This is a genomic window from Bdellovibrionales bacterium (assembly GCA_016714165.1).
Lineage (GTDB): Bacteria > Bdellovibrionota > Bdellovibrionia > Bdellovibrionales > UBA1609 > JADJVA01.
The window spans coordinates 798,263-821,271 of sequence record JADJNU010000001.1; the positions used below are offsets into that span (position 1 = coordinate 798,263).

The window sequence follows — 23,009 nt, forward strand, 5'->3', positions numbered from 1 at the left end:
AGAACAAGGTTGAAGGAGCTTTTCTAGCCTAAATAGCGGGGAGATAATTTCGCATGAAGAATCTCGATAAAGAGGCCCTGGAGTATCATTCAGCAGGAGCACCTGGCAAAATTGAAGTGGTGTCGACCAAGCCAGTGAACACCGAGTACGCCCTTTCTTTGGCCTATTCTCCTGGGGTGGCGGCGCCATGCAAAGCGATCGCTCTTAACCCCGACGATGTGTATAAATACACGATTCGAGGCAATCTGGTCGCAGTGATCACAAACGGAACGGCCGTGTTAGGACTGGGAGACATCGGTCCTCTGGCCGGCAAGCCTGTGATGGAAGGCAAAGGGATTCTCTTTAAGCAATTCGCCAACATCGATGTCTTTGACATTGAGCTCAATTCCAAGGACACGGAGTCTTTTATTGCCACGGTTAAAAACCTGGAGCCAACTTTTGGCGGCATCAACCTCGAGGACATTGCGGCACCTGAGTGCTTTGTCATTGAGGAGCGTCTCCGCAAAGAATTGCAAATTCCTGTTTTCCATGATGATCAGCACGGAACAGCAATCATCACAGCAGCTGCGTTTATCAATGCCTGTGATATTTCAAAGAGGGCGCTCGAAACCACGAGAATTGTTTTTAATGGAGCGGGAGCCGCTTCGATCGCTTGCGCTAAATTGCTCAAAAGCTTGGGAGTCGGAGGCGAGAACATTATCATGTGCGACTCCAAAGGTGTCATCCGAAAGGGACGCACCGAAGGAATGAACTCTTATAAAGAGGAATTCGCGGTCAACACAGAACGAAAGACTCTTGCTGAGGCGCTGGATGGGGCTGATTGTTTTATTGGCCTCAGCGTTTCCGGTGCCATCACTCCCGATATGCTCAAGGTCATGGCTCCAAATCCAATTGTTTTCGCCATGGCAAATCCGATTCCTGAGATTGATCCCCGCCTTGCGCTTGAAGCCAGACCAGACGTCATTGTGGCAACTGGCCGAAGTGATTTTCCGAATCAGGTTAATAATGTCCTGGGGTTTCCCTCCATTTTTAGAGGTGCGCTTGATGTCCAGGCCACGACCATCAATGAAGAAATGAAAATCGCCGCCGTTCATGCTTTGGCCAAACTCGCTCGCGAAGATGTTCCGGAGAGCGTCTCCGCCGCCTATTCAAACAAGACCTTTCACTATGGACCTGAATATATCATCCCTAAACCTTTCGATAACAGGGTTTTGACGACTGTGGCTCCCGCCGTGGCAAAAGCGGCGATGGAATCTGGAGTTGCAAGAAAGCCCATCGAGGATTTCAAAAAATACAAAGTTCGGCTTGAAAGCATGCAAAGCCTCCGGCGTGGCTTTGTTCGATCACACATGAACCGGGTCAAAACGCATGCCAGAAAGCGCCAGCTTCCGGTCCCAACAATCATCTTTCCCGAGGGAGCGAGCACTAAAATTCTCAAAGCAATCAATATGCTCAAAAATGAGAAGGTGATTCGTCCCATCCTGCTCGGCTACGAGGAAACCATCCTCAAAAAGATAAAGGAGATGGAACTCGACAATTTAACGGGTTTAACGATTTGGCAACCAAGCAAACACCCCCGATTTGATGAATTTGTTAACCGATTTTACGAATTGCGCTTGAGAAAGGGAGTGATGAAGGCCGAAGCTGAGAGGCTCGTTTCCGATCCTTACTATTTCTCAGCGATGGCGGTCGCACTCGGTGAAGTCGATGGCCTTGTTTCTGGAGCTACCCATCCCTACTCAGAATGTGTGAGACCCATTCTTGAAATTATCGGCACCGGACGACGCCGCACCATATCGGGACTCAACTTCGTCTTATGGCAAGACCGTATGATCTTCTTCGCTGACACGACAATCAATATCGATCCAACTGCCGAGCAGTTGGCAAGCATCGCAATTCACGCCGCTCAAGTCGCCAAATATTTTAAGATTGAGCCTCGAATAGCCATGTTGAGCTTCACCAATTTTACAGCTACCAAAGAAAGCCCACAAAAAATGAGAAAAGCTGCCGAACTTGTGAGGGAAAAGTGCCCGAATCTCATCGTTGACGGAGAAATGCAGGCAGATACGGCGATCAACCCAGATATCATGGAAAGAATCTTCCCCTTTAGCAATATCAAGGGGGGAGCGAATGTTCTCATTTTCCCAAATCTTGACGCCAGTAACATCAGTTATAAGCTGGTTCAGCAACTCGGGGGGGGAGAAGTTCTTGGACCTTTTATCATGGGAATAAAAAAGGCGGCGAATGTGCTTCAGAGAACTTGCTCTGTTGACGATATAGTCAATACGATAGTCATGACTGCCCTTGAGTCCCAAGCCCTCGCTAAAGGAGTAGAATAGACTGCCTATGTCGGGTCAAATGAACGAAAAAGCCGTCGTCGTTGGAATTGGACTTAAAACAGATTCCTTTGTTGAGCTCAAAGACAGCCTCGCTGAACTCGAAGAACTTGTTTATGCGGCTGGCGGAGAGGTTGTTGGAACCCTGGCCCAGACACTTCCCCAATACAATCCTGCAACACTTCTGGGAACGGGAAAAGTATCAGAAGTAAAAGAACTCGTTGAAACATCAGGGGCGAATTTGGTGGTGATTGATCATCATCTGTCTGGAGTTCAAGGTCGAAATCTAGAAAAGGAAATTGGAGTTCGAGTGCTTGATCGGACGCAACTTATTCTGGATATTTTCGCCCAGAGAGCCAAAACCTATGAGGGAAAACTTCAGGTTGAACTGGCACAGATGCTGGACCAACTCCCTCGAATGGTCGGAGCCTGGCAAGGCTCTCTGTCACGGCAAGGAGGCGGGATCGGCACACGAGGCCCCGGAGAGACCGCCTTAGAAATTGATCGACGACGCATCCATGACCGTATCAAACAATTGCGAAAAAAATTGGAGAGCGTGACAAAAAGCCGCGCCCAATACCGCGCCGCTCGGCAACGGTTTGAGATTCCGAGTTTTGCTCTGATCGGATACACAAATTCAGGAAAGAGCACGCTGCTCAATCGACTTTGCAATGCCAAAGTGCTCACCAAGGATCAACCCTTTGCAACCCTTGATCCAGCGACTCGTAAAGTTTATTTGCCGGAAATCAAAAATGCCGTCGTCACCGACACAGTGGGTTTTATTCGGCGACTGCCGACAGAACTCATAGAAGCTTTTAAAGCCACCTTAGAAGAATCACTGGACGCCGATGTTTTGATTCATGTTGTTGATCTCAGCAGCGACCAAATGCAGGCGCAAATGACCGTCGTCCATGCTCTCATTAAGGAATTTGGATGGGAGAATAAACCCATCATACATGTTTTCAATAAGTCTGATAAGGCCCCTTTTGAGCGCCAATTTCAAATCAAAGAACACCCTCGCGTCTGCATGAGTGCGCTGACTGGTGAAGGAATTGATAAATTGCGCACCTTAATGATTGAGCAAATTCGTAAACTACATACGGATACCCAGCTGTTTTTCCACGCTCTGATGAACACCGCATTTATGAGTTGGGAAGAGAAAGTATGATCAATCGAACCGAACCCAATTCACAAGGAACCGTTTGCTTTGCAAAACTAACTCCTGATCAATTGCACAAATGGCAGGGTTTTTTGGTTAAGGCCCGATAATTTTGTGGAATGGACAATGCCCTTTAAATATGAAATCCTCCTCCTATGGAAACTGTACCGTCAAGATACCTGACTAAGCTTACCCGTTGCTTTTGTTTCGTTGGCTTCTCACTTGGATGTTCTGTGGGACTTGCTCAAGTTACTGAGAGTTCTAATTATGTTGAGGTTCACTGGGAGGATCCAAAGTTATTGAAGTCCCCTGACCCTCGTACGTCTGCTGCTTTGCTGCAAGGAAAAACTCTACCAAACGTGACGATCACGCTTTTAACGGAACAAGTTCAACTCTTGAAAGATCGCTTTCACCCAGACCCAATACCTTTCAAAAACGCCCAAGTTGATAACCTCCCGTTGAAAACAGGCGAAGATGGTCTCTTTAGCTTCGAGATTCGCGTCCCAAATGGACTGTATGTGATACCTGTAACTTTTGAACCAGAAAAAGGAATTCTGAGCAACGGAACCACTCAGTTCATCTATTTACAAATAGGAGATGGGCCGCCGCAGATTCTGCGCAACTTGGATGATTTTTCTGACATACTCTTCCCTCGGTGGACCCATTACCTCTCTGGAGGGATCGGACTCAACCTGCTCGTCTATTCAAAAAAAGCTCCGGCCGTTCCTGTAGATGTGAAATTTCAGTCATTCAAAGTCCCTCTCTCTCCATTTGGAGTATTTGCGCCAGCTTTCTCAAAACTGGAATCTGACGGGTTCTTTGCAGTATTCTCCAGGGGACACTTCTTCAGGTAATCGAGTTTCTCTCGATAAGGACTCCTATGACTGGACCCTCGCCGACCTTTCGACCTCGTATAGAAGGACCTCTTGGTATTTGATGTTAAAGAAGGAAAAAATCGAATGGAGAGCACTTGGTGGCGTTCAATTCGCCTTTGTTCCTTTTCTGCATACGAATCAGGCCGGCAGCACAACGCAGACAATCGATAGCAATCTTATTACGTTTTTATCTGGAGGTGGAGGAATTGATTATTATCCGAGCGCAAGTTGGAAATATTCAGCTTATTCACGGATTCAATATCCTCTATCAGCCGGCAGTCTTTTTCAAATCTCTACCCCCTTTTCATTTGATGGATCACTTGAAGTGACATATTTTCGTGATAATAGCGATCTTGCCTATGGTCTCAAATGGCACGGACAATGGACCCAGATGACTGCCACAGAATTTGATTTATGGACCTCAAGATCGGTCACCAGCAACGTCGGATTGCTCTATTCAGCCTTCCTATTACGTGTTTACTACAAACTAAATTAGAGCCCATGCGGCATTATGAGGCCTTGGAATCTCCTTTATAGTCACAAAAAACGAGAGTGACATCATCGCCTAGAGGTTCTTCACCTCTGAAATCGTTGAATGACTTTAAGACTCTTTGCAAGTCCAAAGTAGTTTGAGAGCAAGCTGTTGAGTGTTCCAAAATATCATTTAGAAATCTCCGTTCTCCAAACTGCTTTCCGTTACTATTGACGCCTTCAAGAAAGCCATCCGTGAAAAGAATAAGACGATCACCTTGTTGAAGCTTGAAATTCATTTTCTCAAATTTGAGATTGAGAGTTTCACCTAAGCGCGAACAGCGTCCCCCTAATAGAACATGAAAACCCTTCCCCCCTGGAACGGAAGGATCTTCGTGTAGAACCATAGGAGGATTATGGCTTGCGTTGATATAAGTTAATTCTCCGTTTAGTTTATCGATTGACGCAATAAAAAAAGTCATCATTAAATTCTGATTTCCCGCCGAATAAACTGCGCGATTGACACCCAGCAGGCAAGTTTCCAAAGTGACATCTTCCCGAGTCTCAAAGATGGAAATTGCAGCGCGAGCAGCGCTGGTAATGAGAGCCGACGACACCCCATGTCCTGTCGCATCGCCTACCATTAGATAAATTTTTTCAGGTGTATCAAAATAATACCACCAATCTCCACTGCATTCGGTCGCTGGAATATAGCACCCTGAGATCGATAAATCACCATATCGCGCATCGCTCTGCGGAAATAGCGATTCCTGAATGGCCTGAGCTGTCTCAAGTTCGCCTTCCATTCTGGCCTTCTCGGCTGTTTTGATGATTAATTCTGAAACTCTAACAGCCATTGCATTAAAGCTTTCCGATAGACTTCCGACTTCGTCGCGAGTATCAACTGCAACTTTTATATCGAAATTTCCGTCCGAAATTTTTTTTGTAGCGGCAATAAGCTCTCTCAATTTCGAAGTCAATATCCGAGAGCTAAGAACTGCCACGATGGTTAAAACCGATAGAATAGAAAAAAAGAACAACAAGGCCTTTTGGTAAAAAATATTTAAACTCGCAAATGCCTCACGCTTTGGTATGAGATTCAACAGGTAGAGATCTCCGATCCCAATGCGCGAATAACCAACGAAAAAATCATTTAACTCGGTAATTCGAGTATCGGAAATTCCGTCTCCTAAAATTGACCTATTTATTGTGGTCCAAAGATTGGTGTGAAAGATTCGCTCTTGCACATCTCGATAGCCCAACAAAACTTCATTATCCAAATTAACTAAGATATTCCGTAGTCCCTCTTCCCGACTAAAAATATGCTGGAGCTCGACTGAATCGACCACAAGAACGACTGTCATGTAGCGATTTCCGTTCAAATTTCGAACTTTAATTGCCATCATGAATAATTCTTCGCCCCCAACCTCAATCAGCTCAATCAGAAGTTGCCTCTTTCTCAGGCCGATCTCCCTTGATTTGAGCCACAACGAAGTGTCGAATGGAACCAATTCATTTTCGCCTCTTTTTGAATTGAAGTACCTATGAATCACTTCCTTCTCTGGAACAATTTGAAAGATAGAAAGATCTTTAACTTCGACATTTTGATCTAAATAGGACCATCCCTTGGGGGACATGGATGATGACTGGTAATCGTACCACGATTCGACATTTTTTGCGGCCTGTACGAATCTCATCAATTCAGATTTAATTCGAAATGATTGAGCCTTAGTTACAGAAAGTGAGGTTTCAAAGATATCATTGACCTTATCGATTTTAAAGGTGCTGCTCGTCGCAAGTGCAAAGAGCAACAGCCCTGCCAAGGGAAGTGCTGTCAGGAGTAGAAATATCTTCACCTTCAGTGAGATATAATCAGGTTTCATCATCAATTCTCTTCGACTTTTTTCACACTGAACCAAAGTACTTAGGTCGAGCCATTTCAAATAATTTTATATTTAGACGTTTCGAATATTCCTCATTCTGGCGATATAATTCTGATGAAAATTCGGAAGAACTTCATATCTAGATTAAAGTCTGAATCAGATTACAAAATTGTGGTTGTCGCAACGCTTGTCTTCATAATCACAACTTACCTGTTGATCTTCGGACATTTGCGGCCTTTTGAACACGAAACAATAGATCGAGAAAAGGTAGGCACTGTGACGCTAGCAAAGAATTCCGTCACCGTTCATCATGAGAGAGGTCTACATTGGCTTGATCTCCGCACCGGAGACGACATTTATGAAAATGATCGAGTATTTACAAGTCGCGATTCGATCGCTAAATTAACCTTAAATTCTGGCTTTCTCGAAATGGGACCCTCGACCCTGGTCGTCATCACTACCCAGGGCGACAAACCCCATTTAGACCTTCTCTACGGAACTCTTCTTGGAAAGTTCTCAGGCAATCCGGATTTCATTATCAAGCAGGGCAAACAGAAAATATTCATCGGTGGAGAAAACACGAGCCTAGGTTTGCAAACGAAGCAAAATGGAAATGGCGAATTGCAAGTTTATCAAGGAAGCATTGGCCTCACCGATGAAAATGGAAACAAAAAGCTCAGTGCTCCTGCGAGTTTGAATCTCGATGGAATTCATTCAGCAGATTTAAATCAAACGAAAATTTTTCTCATTCGACCAGAAAATGAATCAACAATTGAACTCTCTGAAATTCAAGAAATGGAATTCGCATGGAAGTTTGATGGTGAGAATGCAAGCTCCCAAGAAATGAAATTGGAATTTTCTACCGACCTTGGCTTCTCAAAGGTTCTTGAATCTATAAAAGTGTCTGGAAATTCAACGCAGATGAGGCCCACAGAAGCTCTGAGAGGATCAATGTTTTGGCGCATTGTGCGGGTTGAGGGAGGGAAGCGAATCGAGGAAAGTATTCCTTATCGCATATTCTTTAAGGACATGAGTTCTCCCGTTCTAGAATATCCAGAAATTGATCAGTCATTTGTTCGCAGCGAAAACATCAGTGACTCCCACCGACAGTTGTCCTTTCGCTGGAAAGGCAACGACATTGTGAATAGATTTCAGTTTCAAATTTCTACCTCGGCAGATTTCTCACAGATCGTTGAAGATGAAATCCAAGTCGGATCAGAGCGGACCACAGAGTGGCCGCCAGACGGTCGATATTTTTGGCGAGTTCGAGGACTGTATTCAAAGGATGAAGTGACCCAATGGAGCGGCACCGGCCGCTATCTCGTTGGCATGAGATCCTTTTTATCGCCCTTGACATTACGAACGCATTTGATCGAATTGGAACTCACGAATAGATCGGCAAGAAAGATCTATTGGAATAAGGGCTCTGACATACCTTATGTTAGATTTGAAAAGCCGCTAAAAAGGATCGAATGGGATCCTCATGCGTTTGGCGGATCCTACCAAGTAGAGCTGTCGATGAGCGAGTCTTTCGAAAATGTCACGATGGTTGAAACGAAAGACAGTCAGCTGCCTCTCTTCCAATTTAGTATTGGAACCACTTATTTTCGAGTGAGGTCGAAATTATTTGATAACTACTTTACTGAGTTCAGTGCTATTGGCAAAATTGTGCTAAAAGTTCCACCCACTGATATTTTGGGTATGAATCTCCTTTCCAATTTTCTTGTAAATACCGACAAAGAGATAGGAATCATGAGCGTTTATAAACTTAAATGGATGAAATCTGCTCTGGCGGGAAATTTTAAAGTTGAATTCTCTCAAACTGAAGAATTTGATAATCCACGAGTTCTCTATACGAATAAGGACACAGACAATATTGTTCTTCCAGAGGGAGAAGATGGATGGATTCGAGTGGTCTCTTTAAATTCAATCAAACAGGAAATCAGTGACTATTCTCGTCCTCTTAATGTCGCTCGAACACTCTTGAATCTCAAGGACAATGAAGAGCTTTTGCCATCTCTGAGGATCACAAATCGTGAACCTAGCAGCAATTTGGTTTCGGTTAATGGCGCGCCCATTTACTATGTCTTTTCTTGGGAAAAAATAACTCAAGCAAGACAGTATGAAATAGAAGTTTCTCGCGACCCTTCATTTCGAGAAATCCTGGCAAAATATAAAACTGAAACTAATCATTATTCTTCGACTCGATCACTTTCGGAAGGCCTCGTTTTTTGGCGAGTACGAGCGGTAGATGGAGCACGGATTGTTTCGCGTTGGTCGGCGATCCAACCCATCCGAATACTGAGAAGATAGGGATTTTTTTGAGCTGAATTTCGACATCCTTTTCTTTGACACCTTCGCCAACTAACTATGGGTTGATATAAACAACGCCATTTTGACCCGTTCGAGAGATGTGACCCGTCCCCGCGCTGACGTTCGCACTGATGGCAGACCAAGTACCTAAATAGAAATCATTTGTGAAATTGAGACGAATAATTCCACCCCCTCCAGAGCCTCCTGACTCAGCACTGTTTGTGACGTTTGAATTGCCTCCCTTGGCTTCCACAACACCCAAAGCACCTGTTAGGTTTTGCGTGGAGATATGCACGGTGCCACCGGCGCCTCCTCCAGTGCCAATGTTTCCACTGTAACTGACCCCATTCTCTCCATTGGCATATATTGATCCTTCAAACTGGAAAACATTTCCAACTGTAAGAAGAACAGCCCCACCACCCCTTCGATAGTAGCTAGTCGCCACACCAGCCGGAACGCCGGAGCCACTGCCAAGTTCAACCGGATTGGAAGAATCAAGTGGATGAAGATCATTGGCCACCCCAGGGGCGGCATAAGACACAGGAATACTGCAACAAAGCCGATAGCCACCATTTCCGCCCATTCCACCGTGCCCGCCACCGCTGCCACTGTGATTCGATGATATTCCATCAGTTCCCTTACCTGGTCCTGACCTACTCTGATAGCCTTTACCACTGACATCTATTTGTGAACCTGGATACATAATTAAATCATTAGCGACATCGATCCTTAAAAAGTGAGTTTTATTGGTTGTATTTTCATTGTGGGTTATCCATGAGCCATTTTCCATCGTCAAATTATTAAGAGCGAGGACTCCAGATCCCTCCCACCATATCTTCCCGTAGGATTTCATTACGAGGTTCCCACCGCTAAAGATAGGTGTTCCACCATTTCGCAGAGAAAAATCCATATCAGATCTCTGAAAGTCGAAACTTACTCCAGAGGGAATATATATTCCAGTGCCTTCTCCAATTTGAACTGAGTCGAAAACATCGGATTGCAAAATAGCAGTTTCGGCCCCCCAATCATGAATATTTTCTCCATTAGAAATAATCAAGTGCCCATTCACGTCATCATTGGAGTCCATTATAAAAATTGTACCCGCACCACCCGCCCGAGCTCCACAGCCTGTGCCGCCCTCCGCATGCAACGGAAGAGTTTCAATTCCATCCTGATAAGCATCAATTAGATATCTGATGGCAATTCTACCGCCACCACCACAACCATAACTCGTGTTATAGTATTGCCCACCCTTTGCACCTACATATCCTGTCGCGCCAGATATTTGATTCTGTACGTTGATATTGATCGAGCCACCACCGGTCCCCCCAGCAACTCCAGCACCATTTCCGCCATGGGCGACAATTGATCCATTAAGGATCAAATTGTTCGTATTTATCTGGATTCGCCCACCACCTGGATAGGTCCAACCAAAGCAGTTCCCTCCTATACTCCCCATATCAGATGGATTCTTAATCAACCCATATCCGGAGCCACCCCAATTTCCACTTGAACTCTTACCCCCCGATCCGCCATGTCCACCCCCCGGCCCACAGGATCCAGGTGTTCCTGCTGTAGGAAGAGAATATCCCTTTTCGGAGGCAGAGATAGTGCCTCCATTCAAATTTAAATTATTCAGATCCAAATTTACGTAGCTAGACATCGTCGACCCGTTTGCGCTGTGAGTAACAAATCCTCCCACATTTACTGTGAGACTATTTAGAGTTAGCGGCGTAGCTCTTCTAAATTCAAGAACCCCTCTATTGTTAATGGCCAAATCAGATCCCCCTCCTAAAATCGCAAGATCTCCAATTAAAATCAAACGGAAATCCAGATTTGAACTGGGCAGAGTAAATGTTGTGCCTGCTGGGACCTCAATCACTGTACCCGAATCTGCAATGATCGAATCAAAAATTTCATTGGAGATAGGCGTGTTGATTCGTTCCCAATAGGTGCGACCAGAATTTCGAACGACAATGTGGCCATAAGTATCTAAAATGGTATTTTTCAGAAAAATTGTTCCAGCCGAACCGTGAGAGTATCCAAATCCCCCAAAACCACTCAGATTCAGATTTTTGGCTCCTGCAACTGTTTGATCATCCGCATAGAAGATCGCAACTCGACCACCGGAACCACCTCCGCCACGAGAGGCATCTCCGCTCCCACCGTTGACTGAGAATCCTCCTACGGAACCCTCAAGAATATTTGTATTGAGATAAATTCCTCCTCCAGAGCCACCTCCGAAAGGTCCCGCAGTCACTCCATACACCCTCACGCTCGTCTCACCATCTGCCGAAACAACTCCATTGATCGTTGAGGTTCCAGAAACATTCAACCGAATCAGACCGCCACCACGACCACCCCTAGAATGTCCCAAATGACTCGGATTTCTCAGGTCTCCATAGGGCGCAAAAACTGAATTAGTGCCATAGCCCTCGCCGCCCTTACCACCGTAAGATCCACCATTGTCTGAGGCTGAATAGCCGGACGGACCGTAGTCATAAGCATATCCTCGATAATTGGCATTAACTTTACCCCCGGCCAGGTTAAAGTTGGCCGCTGTCACATCAACCAAATATGATTGAGTTGTGTCATTTTGGGAATGTGTGAGGACCCCTCCACCTTGAATTGTCAAATCATTGACGACAAGGGAATCACCACGCCGCCATTCCAATAGGCCCATATTTGCAATAATGAGATTGCCTGAAGCACCTCCAGGAATCACAAGGGTTCCAGCCACCACAAGACGATAGTCAATGGTACTAAGTGATCGGCTCGGATTTGTGTGAACAGTAAATGTATCGGTGGCCTCCACGACAAGAGTTCCCGTGTTGCGAGTGATCAATTCATCAAGATTAGAAAGCAGGGCACCTGTTGGAACCGGAGTTTCTACAAATTGAACATGTGGATTGGTATTGTTGTCGACGATAATTCTGTCTTGACCGTTGTGATTTACGTACACAGTACCTGCCGCTCCGGCGTCAGAATTGTTTTGAATTCCCGCATAAGCCTGAATCGTCAGATTCTGATTACCCCCTGAATAATTATCGGTAGTGAATGACAAACTCACACGCCCACCAGCTCCACTCCCACCCCAGTTTCCACTGATATACCCCCCCACTCCTCCACTCGCTGTGAGCCGTCCACCAAGACCAGAAAGAGTTGTGGTCGAAATGAAAATCGATCCCGCAGAGCCCCCGCCCGCCGCGTGTATCGAGTTACTGGTCCCAACTGGATCCTGACCTTCTCCATTGCCACCATTCACAGATATCAATCCGTTCATTTCCAAACTTGTTGCGTTGAGAATGACCAAACCTCCGCCTGCTCCACCATAGGTATTGTAATTCACACTGTTTCCAGTTCCATACACATTTCCACCGCCGCTACCAACTGCTAACGGAGCATTGATATTTCCATAGGGGTGGCCCAATTCGGCGAGCAGTCGATTTCCAAACCCCCCATATCCGCCATGTCCAGCTCCCGACGCCTGCGAATTGCCACTGGACGAAGTACCCATCCCTTGACAAGAGGCTCTGTCACAACCTCGAGATGAGGCATCGATATTTCCACTGATCTTGATAACAGTTGAATCGATATTTACCGAATAGAGCGGCGCCGTCGCATCAGCTATAGAATAGTTCGTTGTATGAGTGAGAAGACCACCCACATTGATGGTGAGCTCATCGAGGACAACAGGAGTGGACCTTCGCAATTCAACATAGCCACCCTTTGCAATTGTCAGGTTTTCTGCCACTCCAGGAACATCCAAGTCTCCCTGCAAAATCAAGCGATAGTCAACAACTCCCGAGGGCAGAGTGAACATTAAACCAGTGGGAATCTTAATTGTTCCAGATAAAATGGTTGTTATGGAATCAAATGATTCATTGATTAGCAATGAAGTGGCTGCCAATTCGCTGTAGCTGCGAATGCCGTTGTCCACCCTGAGATGGCCGTTGGTGTCCACTCCTTGGTGTTTTCTGAAGACGGTACCGGATGCTCCATCAACATAGCCACCATCGCCTCCAGTTGTGTCAAAATTGATCGAGGACGCCCCATCGACGTAACTGTCTGTGGTGTAGCGAACTGCCACTCGTCCTCCGGAACCACCTCCCGTCGTCGCACAAGCCCCTTCACTTCCACCTCTCGCGCGAATACTACCTCCACTTCCCTTTATCTCAGTGGCAACGATGGCGATAGCTCCTCCAGCTCCCCCACCTTTGCAGTTCGCCCCGTTTTCTCCGTCGGAGGAGATCACCCCCGATAATTCCAGCGTACCAACCAAAACCCTCAGATACCCTCCGCCCCTTCCCCAGCCTCCTCCGCTGCCCAGCTCTGAGGGATCCTTAATTAGGTCGTAAGGTGATGCTCCTGGATTGCTCGCTCCCGGCCCGCTCTCTCCCCCAAAAGCACCACCGGCCGTATTCAAACCAGCACCAGGACCTGCCTCGGCCTGATAGCCTCGATGGTTGGCATGCAAAACTCCAGCAACTTTAAGTTGATTGGCTTGAACCTCTAACCAATATTTTTTTGAATTGTAGTTTCGCGAATGAGTTAAAACTCCTCCCTGCTGAATATCGATTGTATCGTACACAAAGGGGACATTTTCCTTTCTCCATTCCAAGTACCCACCGTTGCCAATAATCAAATCATCACCGCCCATTGGCAGAGTAATATTTCCCTCGACAATCAATCGATAACTCAGAGAATTGGTTGGCAAGTTAAAGGTCTGACCCGTGGGAACAATTAGGCTCCCCGTATTTCTTGTTGTCCAGCTGTCAAGATTAAGACCGATTGGCGCCATTGTTTCGCTACCCTGATTGTGAGGGTTTGATCCGTTATCAACCACGAGGTGCCCATAGGTATCGGTCAATTTATTCTTATAGTAGGTCGTTCCTGCTCCGCCAGCTCGTTCATCGACAGTCGTGCCGCCAAAGGCCTCCAGACGTAGTCCAGCAATTCCCCCGACATAATCCGAGGCGTCGTTATAGTAAACGGCAATCCTCCCTCCCGAACCGTTTGCTGCATTCGTGCTGCCATTTCCACCGTTGCTTTGGACCCGACCGCCAGCTCCTTCCAACCGATTGATATCAATCCAAATGCCTCCACCGCTTCCTCCGCCAGATCGAAATCCGTCAGCTCCTGTTGTTCCATTTGCCCCACTGGATTTTACCTCTCCATAAAGATAAAGCGTCTCATTCACAGTTAAGCGAATGCGACCTCCTCCATTGCCACCTGGACTACCGTTTGGACTATTGCCACCTGGACTACCTAAATCATTGGCGAGATAAAGATCACCAAATGGAACTGATGGAGTTAGCGAACCCACTCGCCCACCAAAAGCTCCATAAGCACCGCCGCTCGCCTCAGCTCCAATGACACCCACAACTCCAGGAGATGTGCCATTCCCGGCCGAGTGCCCGCGACCAGTCATACTCAATTGCGACCCAGACTCAATCCACATCCAATCTGCCGTGACACTCAAAAGACCGTTACCGACACCGGATGCTCCTGATGTCCATGATGATCCACTAAAAAATCCGTTGTTTGAAATACGAATTTGCTTCTCAACAATTGCTTCCTGAGAGACATACGGGGTTGCGGAGCTGCAAACGTCACCTATCACCCCTCCGCAAACAGTGATGGGAATGCCCTTGTAATAAGAACCTCCAGTACCGGACAAATAGAGACCTGCCTTGTTTCGAAATTGAAAAGGAGAATTCGCTGCAGGATAGGCATTGCCATTTACATCATAGGCAATCACTCGAACTTTATACTGCTGGTGCAATTCAAATCGACAATTGAGAAAGGTATATGAAGTTTGATCAGCCGGTAAGCTAACTCGAGGGCACTTGATGGTAATTCCGTCGTTTTCCAATACAGTCACGTCATAGCTAATCTCGCCAACTGCGTCTTCCCAGGACACAATGACGTCGTCACCATCTCCCATAGAGTCATCTGGAACGGAATCTGCGGTTCCTCCGGCGACACCCTGGATAACGTATCCAGAAGGAATGTCCGTAACTAGAAAACTAAACGGCGAATTACTCGCTATGGATTCATTTCCAGCGCTATCAACCGCTTTTACTCTTACTTTTTACGACTCGTTAGGAGCGAGAGAACAGGAATCTGAATAGCTCGTTGCCAAGGAATTTGCAGGAAGAATTTTTTCTGGACAGATGACAGTCGTGTCGTCGTCTGAATAGACAGCCACATGATAACTTGCTTCTCCTGACGAGTTCGTCCAAGTGATGGTTGGATAAGGGCTCCCGGACAAGTAATTATCTGCACCAACATCAATTCCGCCAAGGACTCCGACGATCGTAAATGCCGATGGAGGTGAAGTATCAACAGTGAAAGGCATCATATTATTTCCTGCGGGAGATGGAATACCGGAGATCGTTGCTGTTATCGCAATTTTATAAGTCTGACCTTCCGTTAAAGTACAAGAACTGAAATTGTGTGAAACAACATTGCTTGGAAGACTCACTGTTGGACACTTAACTGTAATCCCGTCATTTTGGTAAATTGTAATATCATAACCTGTTTCACTGGCAGCGTCGGACCACTGGACAACTGGGTTTAGCCCATTCGTTAGATAAAAATTGATCGAGACATCCGTGCCGCCAGTTACTCCGCGAATATCAAATGGGGCAATGAAGTCATTGTCCGTTATGAGTAAAGTATGAGTATCACCCCCGCTATCAATTGAAGCGACTCCGCTCGCGACAGTCTCAAGTTTGATAACAAGATCCTCAACACTCTCTCCAACAATATCGTCAGTGATCACTACCTGAAAATTGGTTTGAGTTGACCCCGGATCGAGTATGATTTGATTGATGGGAAATGTAAAATCAGCACCGGCAGATAAGCCTCCGCTTGTTGAAATATTTATTCGGGTGAATGAACTGGAAGCAGGGATCATATTGACGGCAATGTTAACGATTCCACCTCCCTCGTTGGAAATCGACGTCGGTTGTGAAAAACTAATGAGTGGAGCTGTCAAGGACTCTGAAATCCGAATAGACTGGGTCACTGAGGAATAAATGACTGAGGGTTCTCCAAAAACCTTAAAGATATGAGATTCAGTGCCCTCAAAGATTGTGTCGCTCTTGGTATAGATGGGAATGACAATTTCCTGATCTCCTGGGGAAACCGTCACTTCTCCTTCCCCAGCTAAAAAATCGTTTTTATCAGTTTCAATTTCCCATGAAAACTTCAATTCCTCTGAGTGAGGTTTGTTGAGTGAAAAGATCGCGTTGACGGCTCCTCCCTCGGTCAACGTAATAACCGGTTGATTCGGAGAAACAACGATCAGCGCTGAAGCCGGATCGTTAGGAGATCCACCCCCCGAACTATCGCCCACATATCCTTTGACCCCGTTGTCCTGACATCCAAAAGCCAAAACAACTGCCAACAATAGGACAGTGCCTTGGAGCCATACGATAGAATGACAGCTTCGTTTGAAAATACGTGCCTCTCTCAGTTTTATAAAACTCAATATAATATCGGTATTTTTTTAGTAATTATTTAGTGATTTCAGTATTTTATTGATTATCCCTAACAGGGCACATTCGCTAAATATGAAAGTAAAACGGACAACAAACGACAATCGAATCAGACCGATAATATGTAGGTTTTTTCTAAATTTTTTGCGTCACACTTCAACACAATGAAGTCTCATTTAAGGATTCCTTCAGAATCTGAGTGCCGCGACCTAAGGAGTTGAGATCGTGCCAATCGCTCCCGGATAAACTCCGGCTCCGCCGTCGGCACTCAAGGAAAGACCCGAATGATCTCCCGAATTGTATTGCAAGTAAATGCGACCACCACCGCCAGAACCTCCACAGTCAACTGTACAGCCGACAGGCATCCCACCTTTCGCATTAATGACGCCACCTGAACCAGTTAAAATATGAGAGACCAACTTAATGGATCCACCAGAACCTCCCCCTCCTGTTTTTGCACTGCAAGTCGGGTTTCCGCCATTCGCGACGATGCTTCCATTTAGATCCAAGGTTCCTGCTGGGGCCGAAATGATAACTAGCCCTCCTCCAGCTCCTCCGGCGCAGCCTACGCTAGCGGCCGAGTCACCACCACCACTGCCAAGCAGTACGGGATCTGTAGACAAACCATATGTGGCCCCTCCTGCAACTCCCCCATCACCAGCAGCTCCCGCTCCTCCATAACCTCCGCCGCCCGCGCCATTGGTTGTGACTGCCGTCGAAGTCCCTCTCCCTGTTCCGCCAGCAGAAAAATGCCCACGGGCCGATACATCAATTGAAGACCCGGCGTTCATTGTCATATTGGTGGTGATGTTAAGGTCGAGATACATGCTTTTTACTGCACCATTAGAACCGTGAGTGAGGAGTGATCCACTTAACATGGTCAAACTATTCAAAGAGAGAATTTGGTTTGAATCCCATGACAATTTTCCTGTTGAGTCTATTGTTAAATCACTGCTAATCCAAACCGGAACACTGGCTGTTCGCAACGGAAAACTCAGAGACGCAGAGGGAACATGAAAGTTGATTGACGGCGCCACATACAAGCCTGAATCCGAGTTCACAATAATTGTGTCGTCAGCCTCAGTGGAAACCATGATAGCTGCTTCCGAACCCCAAACATGAGTATTTGTTGTGTTGTCTACACCGTTTGTGTTGGCAATTTTCAGAATATCAGAAGCTCCAGTTGTCAGAAGGACTGTTCCTGCCCCTCCTGCTTTTACTCCGCAATTAAACCCGCCCTCAGCATCAATTTTTAAACTGGAAATTCCCCCAGTGTAACTGTCGATTGAATAATTCAAAGCAGCACGCCCACCACCACCACAGCCTCCATTGCCGTTTCCTTGACCGCCACGGATGTCTATCCGACCCCCGGCCCCAGCTAAAGTCCCTGTGTTAATTCGAACTGCACCACCAGATCCCCCTCCGCCATTTGCCACACCATCATTTCCCTTCGCTGCAATGATCCCGTTAAAAGTTAAAGTATTTGCTACCGTGAGACGGACAAGTCCTCCCCCTGACCCTGCGGCAGATCCCATGGTCAGAGTTGCCTTGCCACCGGGGCTACCAAGGTGATTAGGTGCTCTGAAGGAACCGTAGCCATTTCCAACGGTGCTGCCCTGCCCGTGCCCCCCTGTACCGCCAAATCCCCCTCCTGCAGCACCTGTGTTTCCTAATGAAGGCGCAGCACCCTCCCCATAACCATCAGCATAACCCATCCCCGTAGATTGAATGGTCCCATCAATCGTCATGTTGTTGGCTGAAAGGTCGATGGTGTATGATTTTGCGCTGGTGTTTGCTGTGTGAGTAATAATTCCTCCCACTGCCACCGAGATGCTGTCCATCCAAAGATTAGCAAGTCTCCTCATTTCTAAAATGCCCTGACTCATGACATTCAGAATATTTCCTGGAGCCGTAATTGTCCCCGATACAATGAGTCGATAGTTTAGATTGCTCGTGGGCAAATTAAATGTTGAACCGAACGGAACTTCAAGGGCAGAGCCAGAGTCTGTGACAACGGAGTCGAAAGCGCCTCCGTTCGGAAGAGGGGTTGTCACTGAAGGATCGTAGGGATTTCCTCCATTGCGGACGATAAGGTGACCTCCCACATCTGAGTCTATGTCTTTCACATAAATTGTTCCAGCTGCGCCCGCGGTATAACCGCTGCCACCCTTCGCGCTCATATTGAGATCATTCGCGACGTCAACGCCGACGGAATCCGTCTGATAAAGTAGAGCAATGCGACCTCCCGATCCACCTCCCCCGTTGGCACATCCGTTCCCACCGTCAGCACTCAAGACATAGTTCGCCTTGTTCCCAGCCAATACGCTAGTTATCAGATAAATACCTCCTCCAGCAGATCCGCCCATTTCGCCGCAAGAGGAAGCGTTCGTCCCATTGGCTTGAATACTTCCATTTAAAGTTATTGTTCCAGTAGGAACCAGAATCTTAACCAAGCCTCCTCCGGCGCTCGTCTCAGCACCACTACCCAAGTCATTGGGGTTATCATGAGTACCATAAGGGGATCTAACCCCATGAGCTATTCCTCGTCCCGATTTACCACCATAAGCTCCTCCGGCAGTGGAGGGAGTCCCCGATCCCCCTGTTCCTCCGCCGCTACTGTAACCCTTGCCGTTAACATTTACAGTGCCTCCAAAATCAAGAGTGAAAAAATTTGCCAATTCAATTTGAAGTAAATAATTTGGACTGCTGGTATTGCCTGAATGACTCAATTCTCCACCTGATTGGACTGTCAGGGAGTCAAGCTGCAATGGCACAGATTTGCGCCATTCCAGGTAACCGCCATTGGCGATCGTCAGATTCTTGCTTCCACCCGGAAGGGAAAAGTTTCCAGCCACAGCGATGCGGTAATTGAGACTCGTCGACTGCAGGGGAAGATTTTCATTTGAACCAATCAGAATTGTGGCCAATCCGCGAGTTTCAACACTGTCGACGTCCATGCTCCCATCTAGAGACAGAGGAGAGGCCGTTTCAACTCCCTGAACATACAAGTTGGCCCCGTTGTCAACAATGACTCTTCCTAATGTGTCAGCAGGCCCTTTTAAGAACAATAAACCGGCAGCACCGGTCCGATTGGTTGTGAGGGTTCCGCCGCGCAAATCATAGTTCAATAAATCGACATTGCCGGTGGACGTCGCTTCTACAGATATTCTGCCTCCGGACCCGCTTGTTCCAGTTCCAGTGCCATTTCCGCCACGAACATTGATCGTCCCCGCACCGAGAATATGATCTGTAATGAGGTAGATGCTGCCGCCGGCCCCACCACCACAATCTCCTCCACCATTGCCTCCCAAAGCCTCTATTGATCCGTCAACGGTCAGACTGTTATTGGCAACCAGACGAATGAGACCTCCGCCATCCCCACCGCAATTCCCTCCTCCACCGCTGCCCAACTCAATTGGCGCCTTAAAATCATCATATGGAATTCCTCCCAGTCCTCCTGTAGAAGTCAAACCTCCGTAACCACCGTGACCAGCGCCTCCTCCTGACGAACCAGCACCCGGACCAGTTTGAGCGATGTATCCACGGTTGTTGACATGAATAAGACCACCGGATTCAACTGAAATATCATTGGCAATAATGCCAACATAGTAGCTCTTACTATAGCTATTATTCGTACTGGTGATAACACCGCCGCTCTTAATGGTCACAGAATCAAAGGTCTTTTGTAAATTGCGCCTAAATTCTAAATAACCACCGTTCTCAAGAATAAGGTTCCCACTGCCTCCGCCTGGAAGTTGAATGTCACCCTCCAATACCACTCGAAAATCGATCGTGCTCGTCGGAAGCAAATAATTGTATCCTATTGGTATCAATATTGTTCCCGTCCCAATCGTTTGGATGCTATCAAAATCAATAATATCCATTAAGGGCGTTGTTATAAACTCGCTATAAACTCTACCAGTATTGTTGACAACAAAATGTCCGGTCGTATCCGCTGCAACATTCTTGTAAAAAATCGTCCCAGCAGCACCATCATTGGAGCCTCCATCCCCACCCAAGGCTGAGAAGGAAATGTTATTGAAACCGACCGCATCATCAACAGAGTCCATGTTGTAATAAAAAGCGATGCGTCCTCCAGAGCCACCCCCAGCACTTCCGGCTGTATTGCTTCCACCATCTGCTTTTACGCTGCTGCCCACAGCCGCCGTCAATTGATTCAAAATCTCTACATGCACCGAACCACCAGCTCCTCCTCCATAGTTGGAAGTCCCATCATAACCACTGGCATCGATCATTCCTTCAAAAATAAAATTATCTGCACTGATCTTAATTAAGCCACCACCAGCTTGCCCCACCGGCCAAGTCAAATTCTTGTTTCCGCCACCACTGCCAAATTCACTCGGAAACAAGAGGTTGCCATAAGGATCGCCACTTTGTCCGTTCGAACCAGAACCAGATTGGCCTCCGTAGGCCCCTCCAGCCACCCCGGATGTAGCTCCTGGCCCCTCGCCCGTGGCAAAACCTCTTCCCTTAGCTGAAATCGTTCCCCGCAATGTTAAAGTCGTCACATCAATGTCCAGAAGATAATCCTTGAGAACCCTATTGTGCGAATGAGCCAAGATTCCGCCTGACTCAATTGTCAGCGAATTATAACTGATTGGTGTCTTCTTTCTCCACTCAAGCCAGCCGCCCGATACAATTGTAAGATTTAAGCCACCACCAGGAAACTGCAATGAGCCTTCAGCAACCAAGCGAAAGCCAAGAGACGAAGACAGCAACTCAAATATTTCATTCGCCGGAATAATAATCGTTCCAAGATTTTTTGTTGAAATCCCATCTAGCACAAGTCCCAATGGAGCGCGAGTTTCTATTCCCTGGAGATGCGGATTTCCAACCCCGTTATCCACGACAAGAAATCCGCCAATGTCGTTGTTTGTATCCTTGAAATAAATTGTTCCCGCAGCTCCGGTAGACTCATTTAAATTTGTGCCCCCTTGAGAATTAAAAGTAACACCCGCAATGCTACCAGTATTGTAGCCCGTCGCATCTTCGTAATAAAAGGCTATTCGCCCACCCGACCCATTGCCCGCATTTGAGTCAAAAAAAGCATTGCCACCATTGGCTTGCACCACTCCACCGGTTCCGAGCAAGGTTTTAACTTGAACAAGTATGCTCCCTCCCGAACCCCCACCTGCAGATTCGGCCGGACCTGCCATGGGCTTGTAACCACCTCCGACTGCTCCGTTCGAATAAATAGCCCCGTTGAGAAACATTGTATTCGCTACGTTGATTTTAACCACACCACCGCCGGCACCGCCGAGATAACTGAATCGACTGCCTCCCGGGCTACCCAGATCCACTGGAAATGTTATGGTGCCGTAGGAGGTTGCTGGAGCAGATGTTCCTATTCTCCCGCCAGTGCCCCCATAAGCTCCGCCAGTTGGATAGTTGGGAGCAAAATAATCTGAACCGGAGCCAGGACCATTTCCGGCAGTAAATCCCCTTCCAGCCATAGAAATGCTTGATCCCGAATCAATCCAAAGACGATCTGCCTCCACTTCAAGGATCCCATTGCCAACAACTGGTGCGTTGCTGACCCAAGCCTTTCCACGAAGGACTCCGTTGTTTGCTATTCGAATTTGAGACTCAGCTACCACATCATTCGCGATGTAAGATGTGGTCGCATTGCACACATCTCCCTGTGGGCCACCACAAGTCGTTATAGCCACCCCTTTGTGATAAGAACCCCCAGTTCCAGAAATGAACAACCCAGCTTTATATTTAAATTCAAATAAATCATTACCAGCCGCAAATGAATTTGAAAGGCTATCGTATGCTGTGATCTTAATCTTGTAGGATTGATTGAGATCAAACCCACACGAAACGAAGGTATAGCTCACCTGATCGGCCGGAACATTTACCGTAGGGCAATGAACAGTTGTTCCATCTTGTTCATAAATTGCAACGTCGTAGCTAATCTCTCCGCTCGCATCTTGCCAGTGAACAGTGGCTTCAACGCCATCATTCAAGGATTCATCGGCAACAGTATCTGCCGTTCCTCCAGTAGCTCCCAAAATTACGTAACCCGAAGGATTGGTCGTAACAAGAAAATCGAAATAGTTATTTGAGGCTTCGGTAACCAGTCCCGCCTCATCCCGCGCAGATATCCGTGCGCTATATTGAGTACCTGAAGACAGAATACAGCTCGCCAAATTAAATGCTGTTACGTTAGCAGGCACAGTGACCGCAGAACACTGAACAGTCAAGCGATCGGATTGGTAGATCGTGACCAAATAGCTACTTTCTCCAAGAACATCTGTCCAATGAAAATGGGAATAGTCGAACCAGAGAGATATCGATCTGCAGATACGTCAATTCCTCCGCTTACGCCTAAAATAAGAGGAGCGGGTGGAGCCGTAGAGTCCATTTTGAACGGCATCATATTGTTCCCTGCGGAGGCAGGCCCCATTTACAATCGCAACAACAGAAATTTTATAAGTATCGCC

General features: G+C 46.9%; 9 protein-coding genes and 1 pseudogene. 5 read left to right on the top strand and 5 right to left on the bottom strand.

The window, feature by feature from the left end:
• Nucleotides 1–53: 53 nt before the first annotated feature.
• The 4 genes and pseudogenes from IPJ71_03565 to IPJ71_03580 all read left to right on the top strand — a co-directional run bounded on the left by IPJ71_03565 (nucleotide 54) and on the right by IPJ71_03580 (nucleotide 4,866).
• The gene (locus IPJ71_03565) at nucleotides 54–2,339 is read left to right on the top strand and encodes an NADP-dependent malic enzyme (GenBank protein ID MBK7842762.1); all 2,286 of its coding nucleotides are present in this window, start codon (nucleotides 54–56) and stop codon (nucleotides 2,337–2,339) included.
• A gap of 7 nt (nucleotides 2,340–2,346) precedes the next feature.
• Nucleotides 2,347–3,605, top strand: a pseudogene (gene hflX / locus IPJ71_03570) (GTPase HflX).
• 45 nt (nucleotides 3,606–3,650) lie between these two features.
• A complete protein-coding gene (locus IPJ71_03575; GenBank protein ID MBK7842763.1) occupies nucleotides 3,651–4,349 on the top strand; it encodes a hypothetical protein in 699 nt (232 codons plus the stop codon).
• Nucleotides 4,315–4,866 (top strand): hypothetical protein, encoded by a 552-nt coding sequence (locus tag IPJ71_03580; protein MBK7842764.1) that lies wholly within the window; start codon nucleotides 4,315–4,317, stop codon nucleotides 4,864–4,866. Before IPJ71_03575 ends, IPJ71_03580 begins: the two co-directional genes overlap by 35 nt.
• Before the next feature lie 13 nt (nucleotides 4,867–4,879).
• Here the strand turns inward: IPJ71_03580 and IPJ71_03585 are convergent, their stop codons facing one another.
• Complete coding sequence (locus tag IPJ71_03585) at nucleotides 4,880–6,784, bottom strand: SpoIIE family protein phosphatase (GenBank protein ID MBK7842765.1); 1,905 nt, start codon at nucleotides 6,782–6,784, stop codon at nucleotides 4,880–4,882.
• 54 nt (nucleotides 6,785–6,838) lie between these two features.
• On the opposite strand from IPJ71_03585, the gene IPJ71_03590 reads away from it, so the two are divergent.
• Nucleotides 6,839–9,037, top strand: a complete 2,199-nt coding sequence (locus tag IPJ71_03590; protein ID MBK7842766.1) for a hypothetical protein — start codon at nucleotides 6,839–6,841, stop codon at nucleotides 9,035–9,037.
• Nucleotides 9,038–9,092: 55 nt separating this feature from the next.
• On the opposite strand, the gene IPJ71_03595 is transcribed toward IPJ71_03590, so the two are convergent.
• The 4 genes from IPJ71_03595 to IPJ71_03610 all read right to left on the bottom strand — a co-directional run bounded on the left by IPJ71_03595 (nucleotide 9,093) and on the right by IPJ71_03610 (nucleotide 22,945).
• Complete coding sequence (locus IPJ71_03595) at nucleotides 9,093–14,984, bottom strand: hypothetical protein (protein ID MBK7842767.1); 5,892 nt, start codon at nucleotides 14,982–14,984, stop codon at nucleotides 9,093–9,095.
• Between the two features lie 147 nt (nucleotides 14,985–15,131).
• Nucleotides 15,132–16,535, bottom strand: coding sequence for a hypothetical protein (locus IPJ71_03600; protein MBK7842768.1), 1,404 nt, complete (start codon nucleotides 16,533–16,535; stop codon nucleotides 15,132–15,134).
• A gap of 216 nt (nucleotides 16,536–16,751) precedes the next feature.
• Nucleotides 16,752–22,796, bottom strand: coding sequence for a hypothetical protein (locus tag IPJ71_03605; GenBank protein MBK7842769.1), 6,045 nt, complete (start codon nucleotides 22,794–22,796; stop codon nucleotides 16,752–16,754).
• A complete protein-coding gene (locus IPJ71_03610; protein ID MBK7842770.1) occupies nucleotides 22,766–22,945 on the bottom strand; it encodes a hypothetical protein in 180 nt (59 codons plus the stop codon). The genes IPJ71_03605 and IPJ71_03610 overlap by 31 nt, the downstream gene beginning before the upstream one ends.
• Nucleotides 22,946–23,009 lie beyond the last annotated feature (64 nt).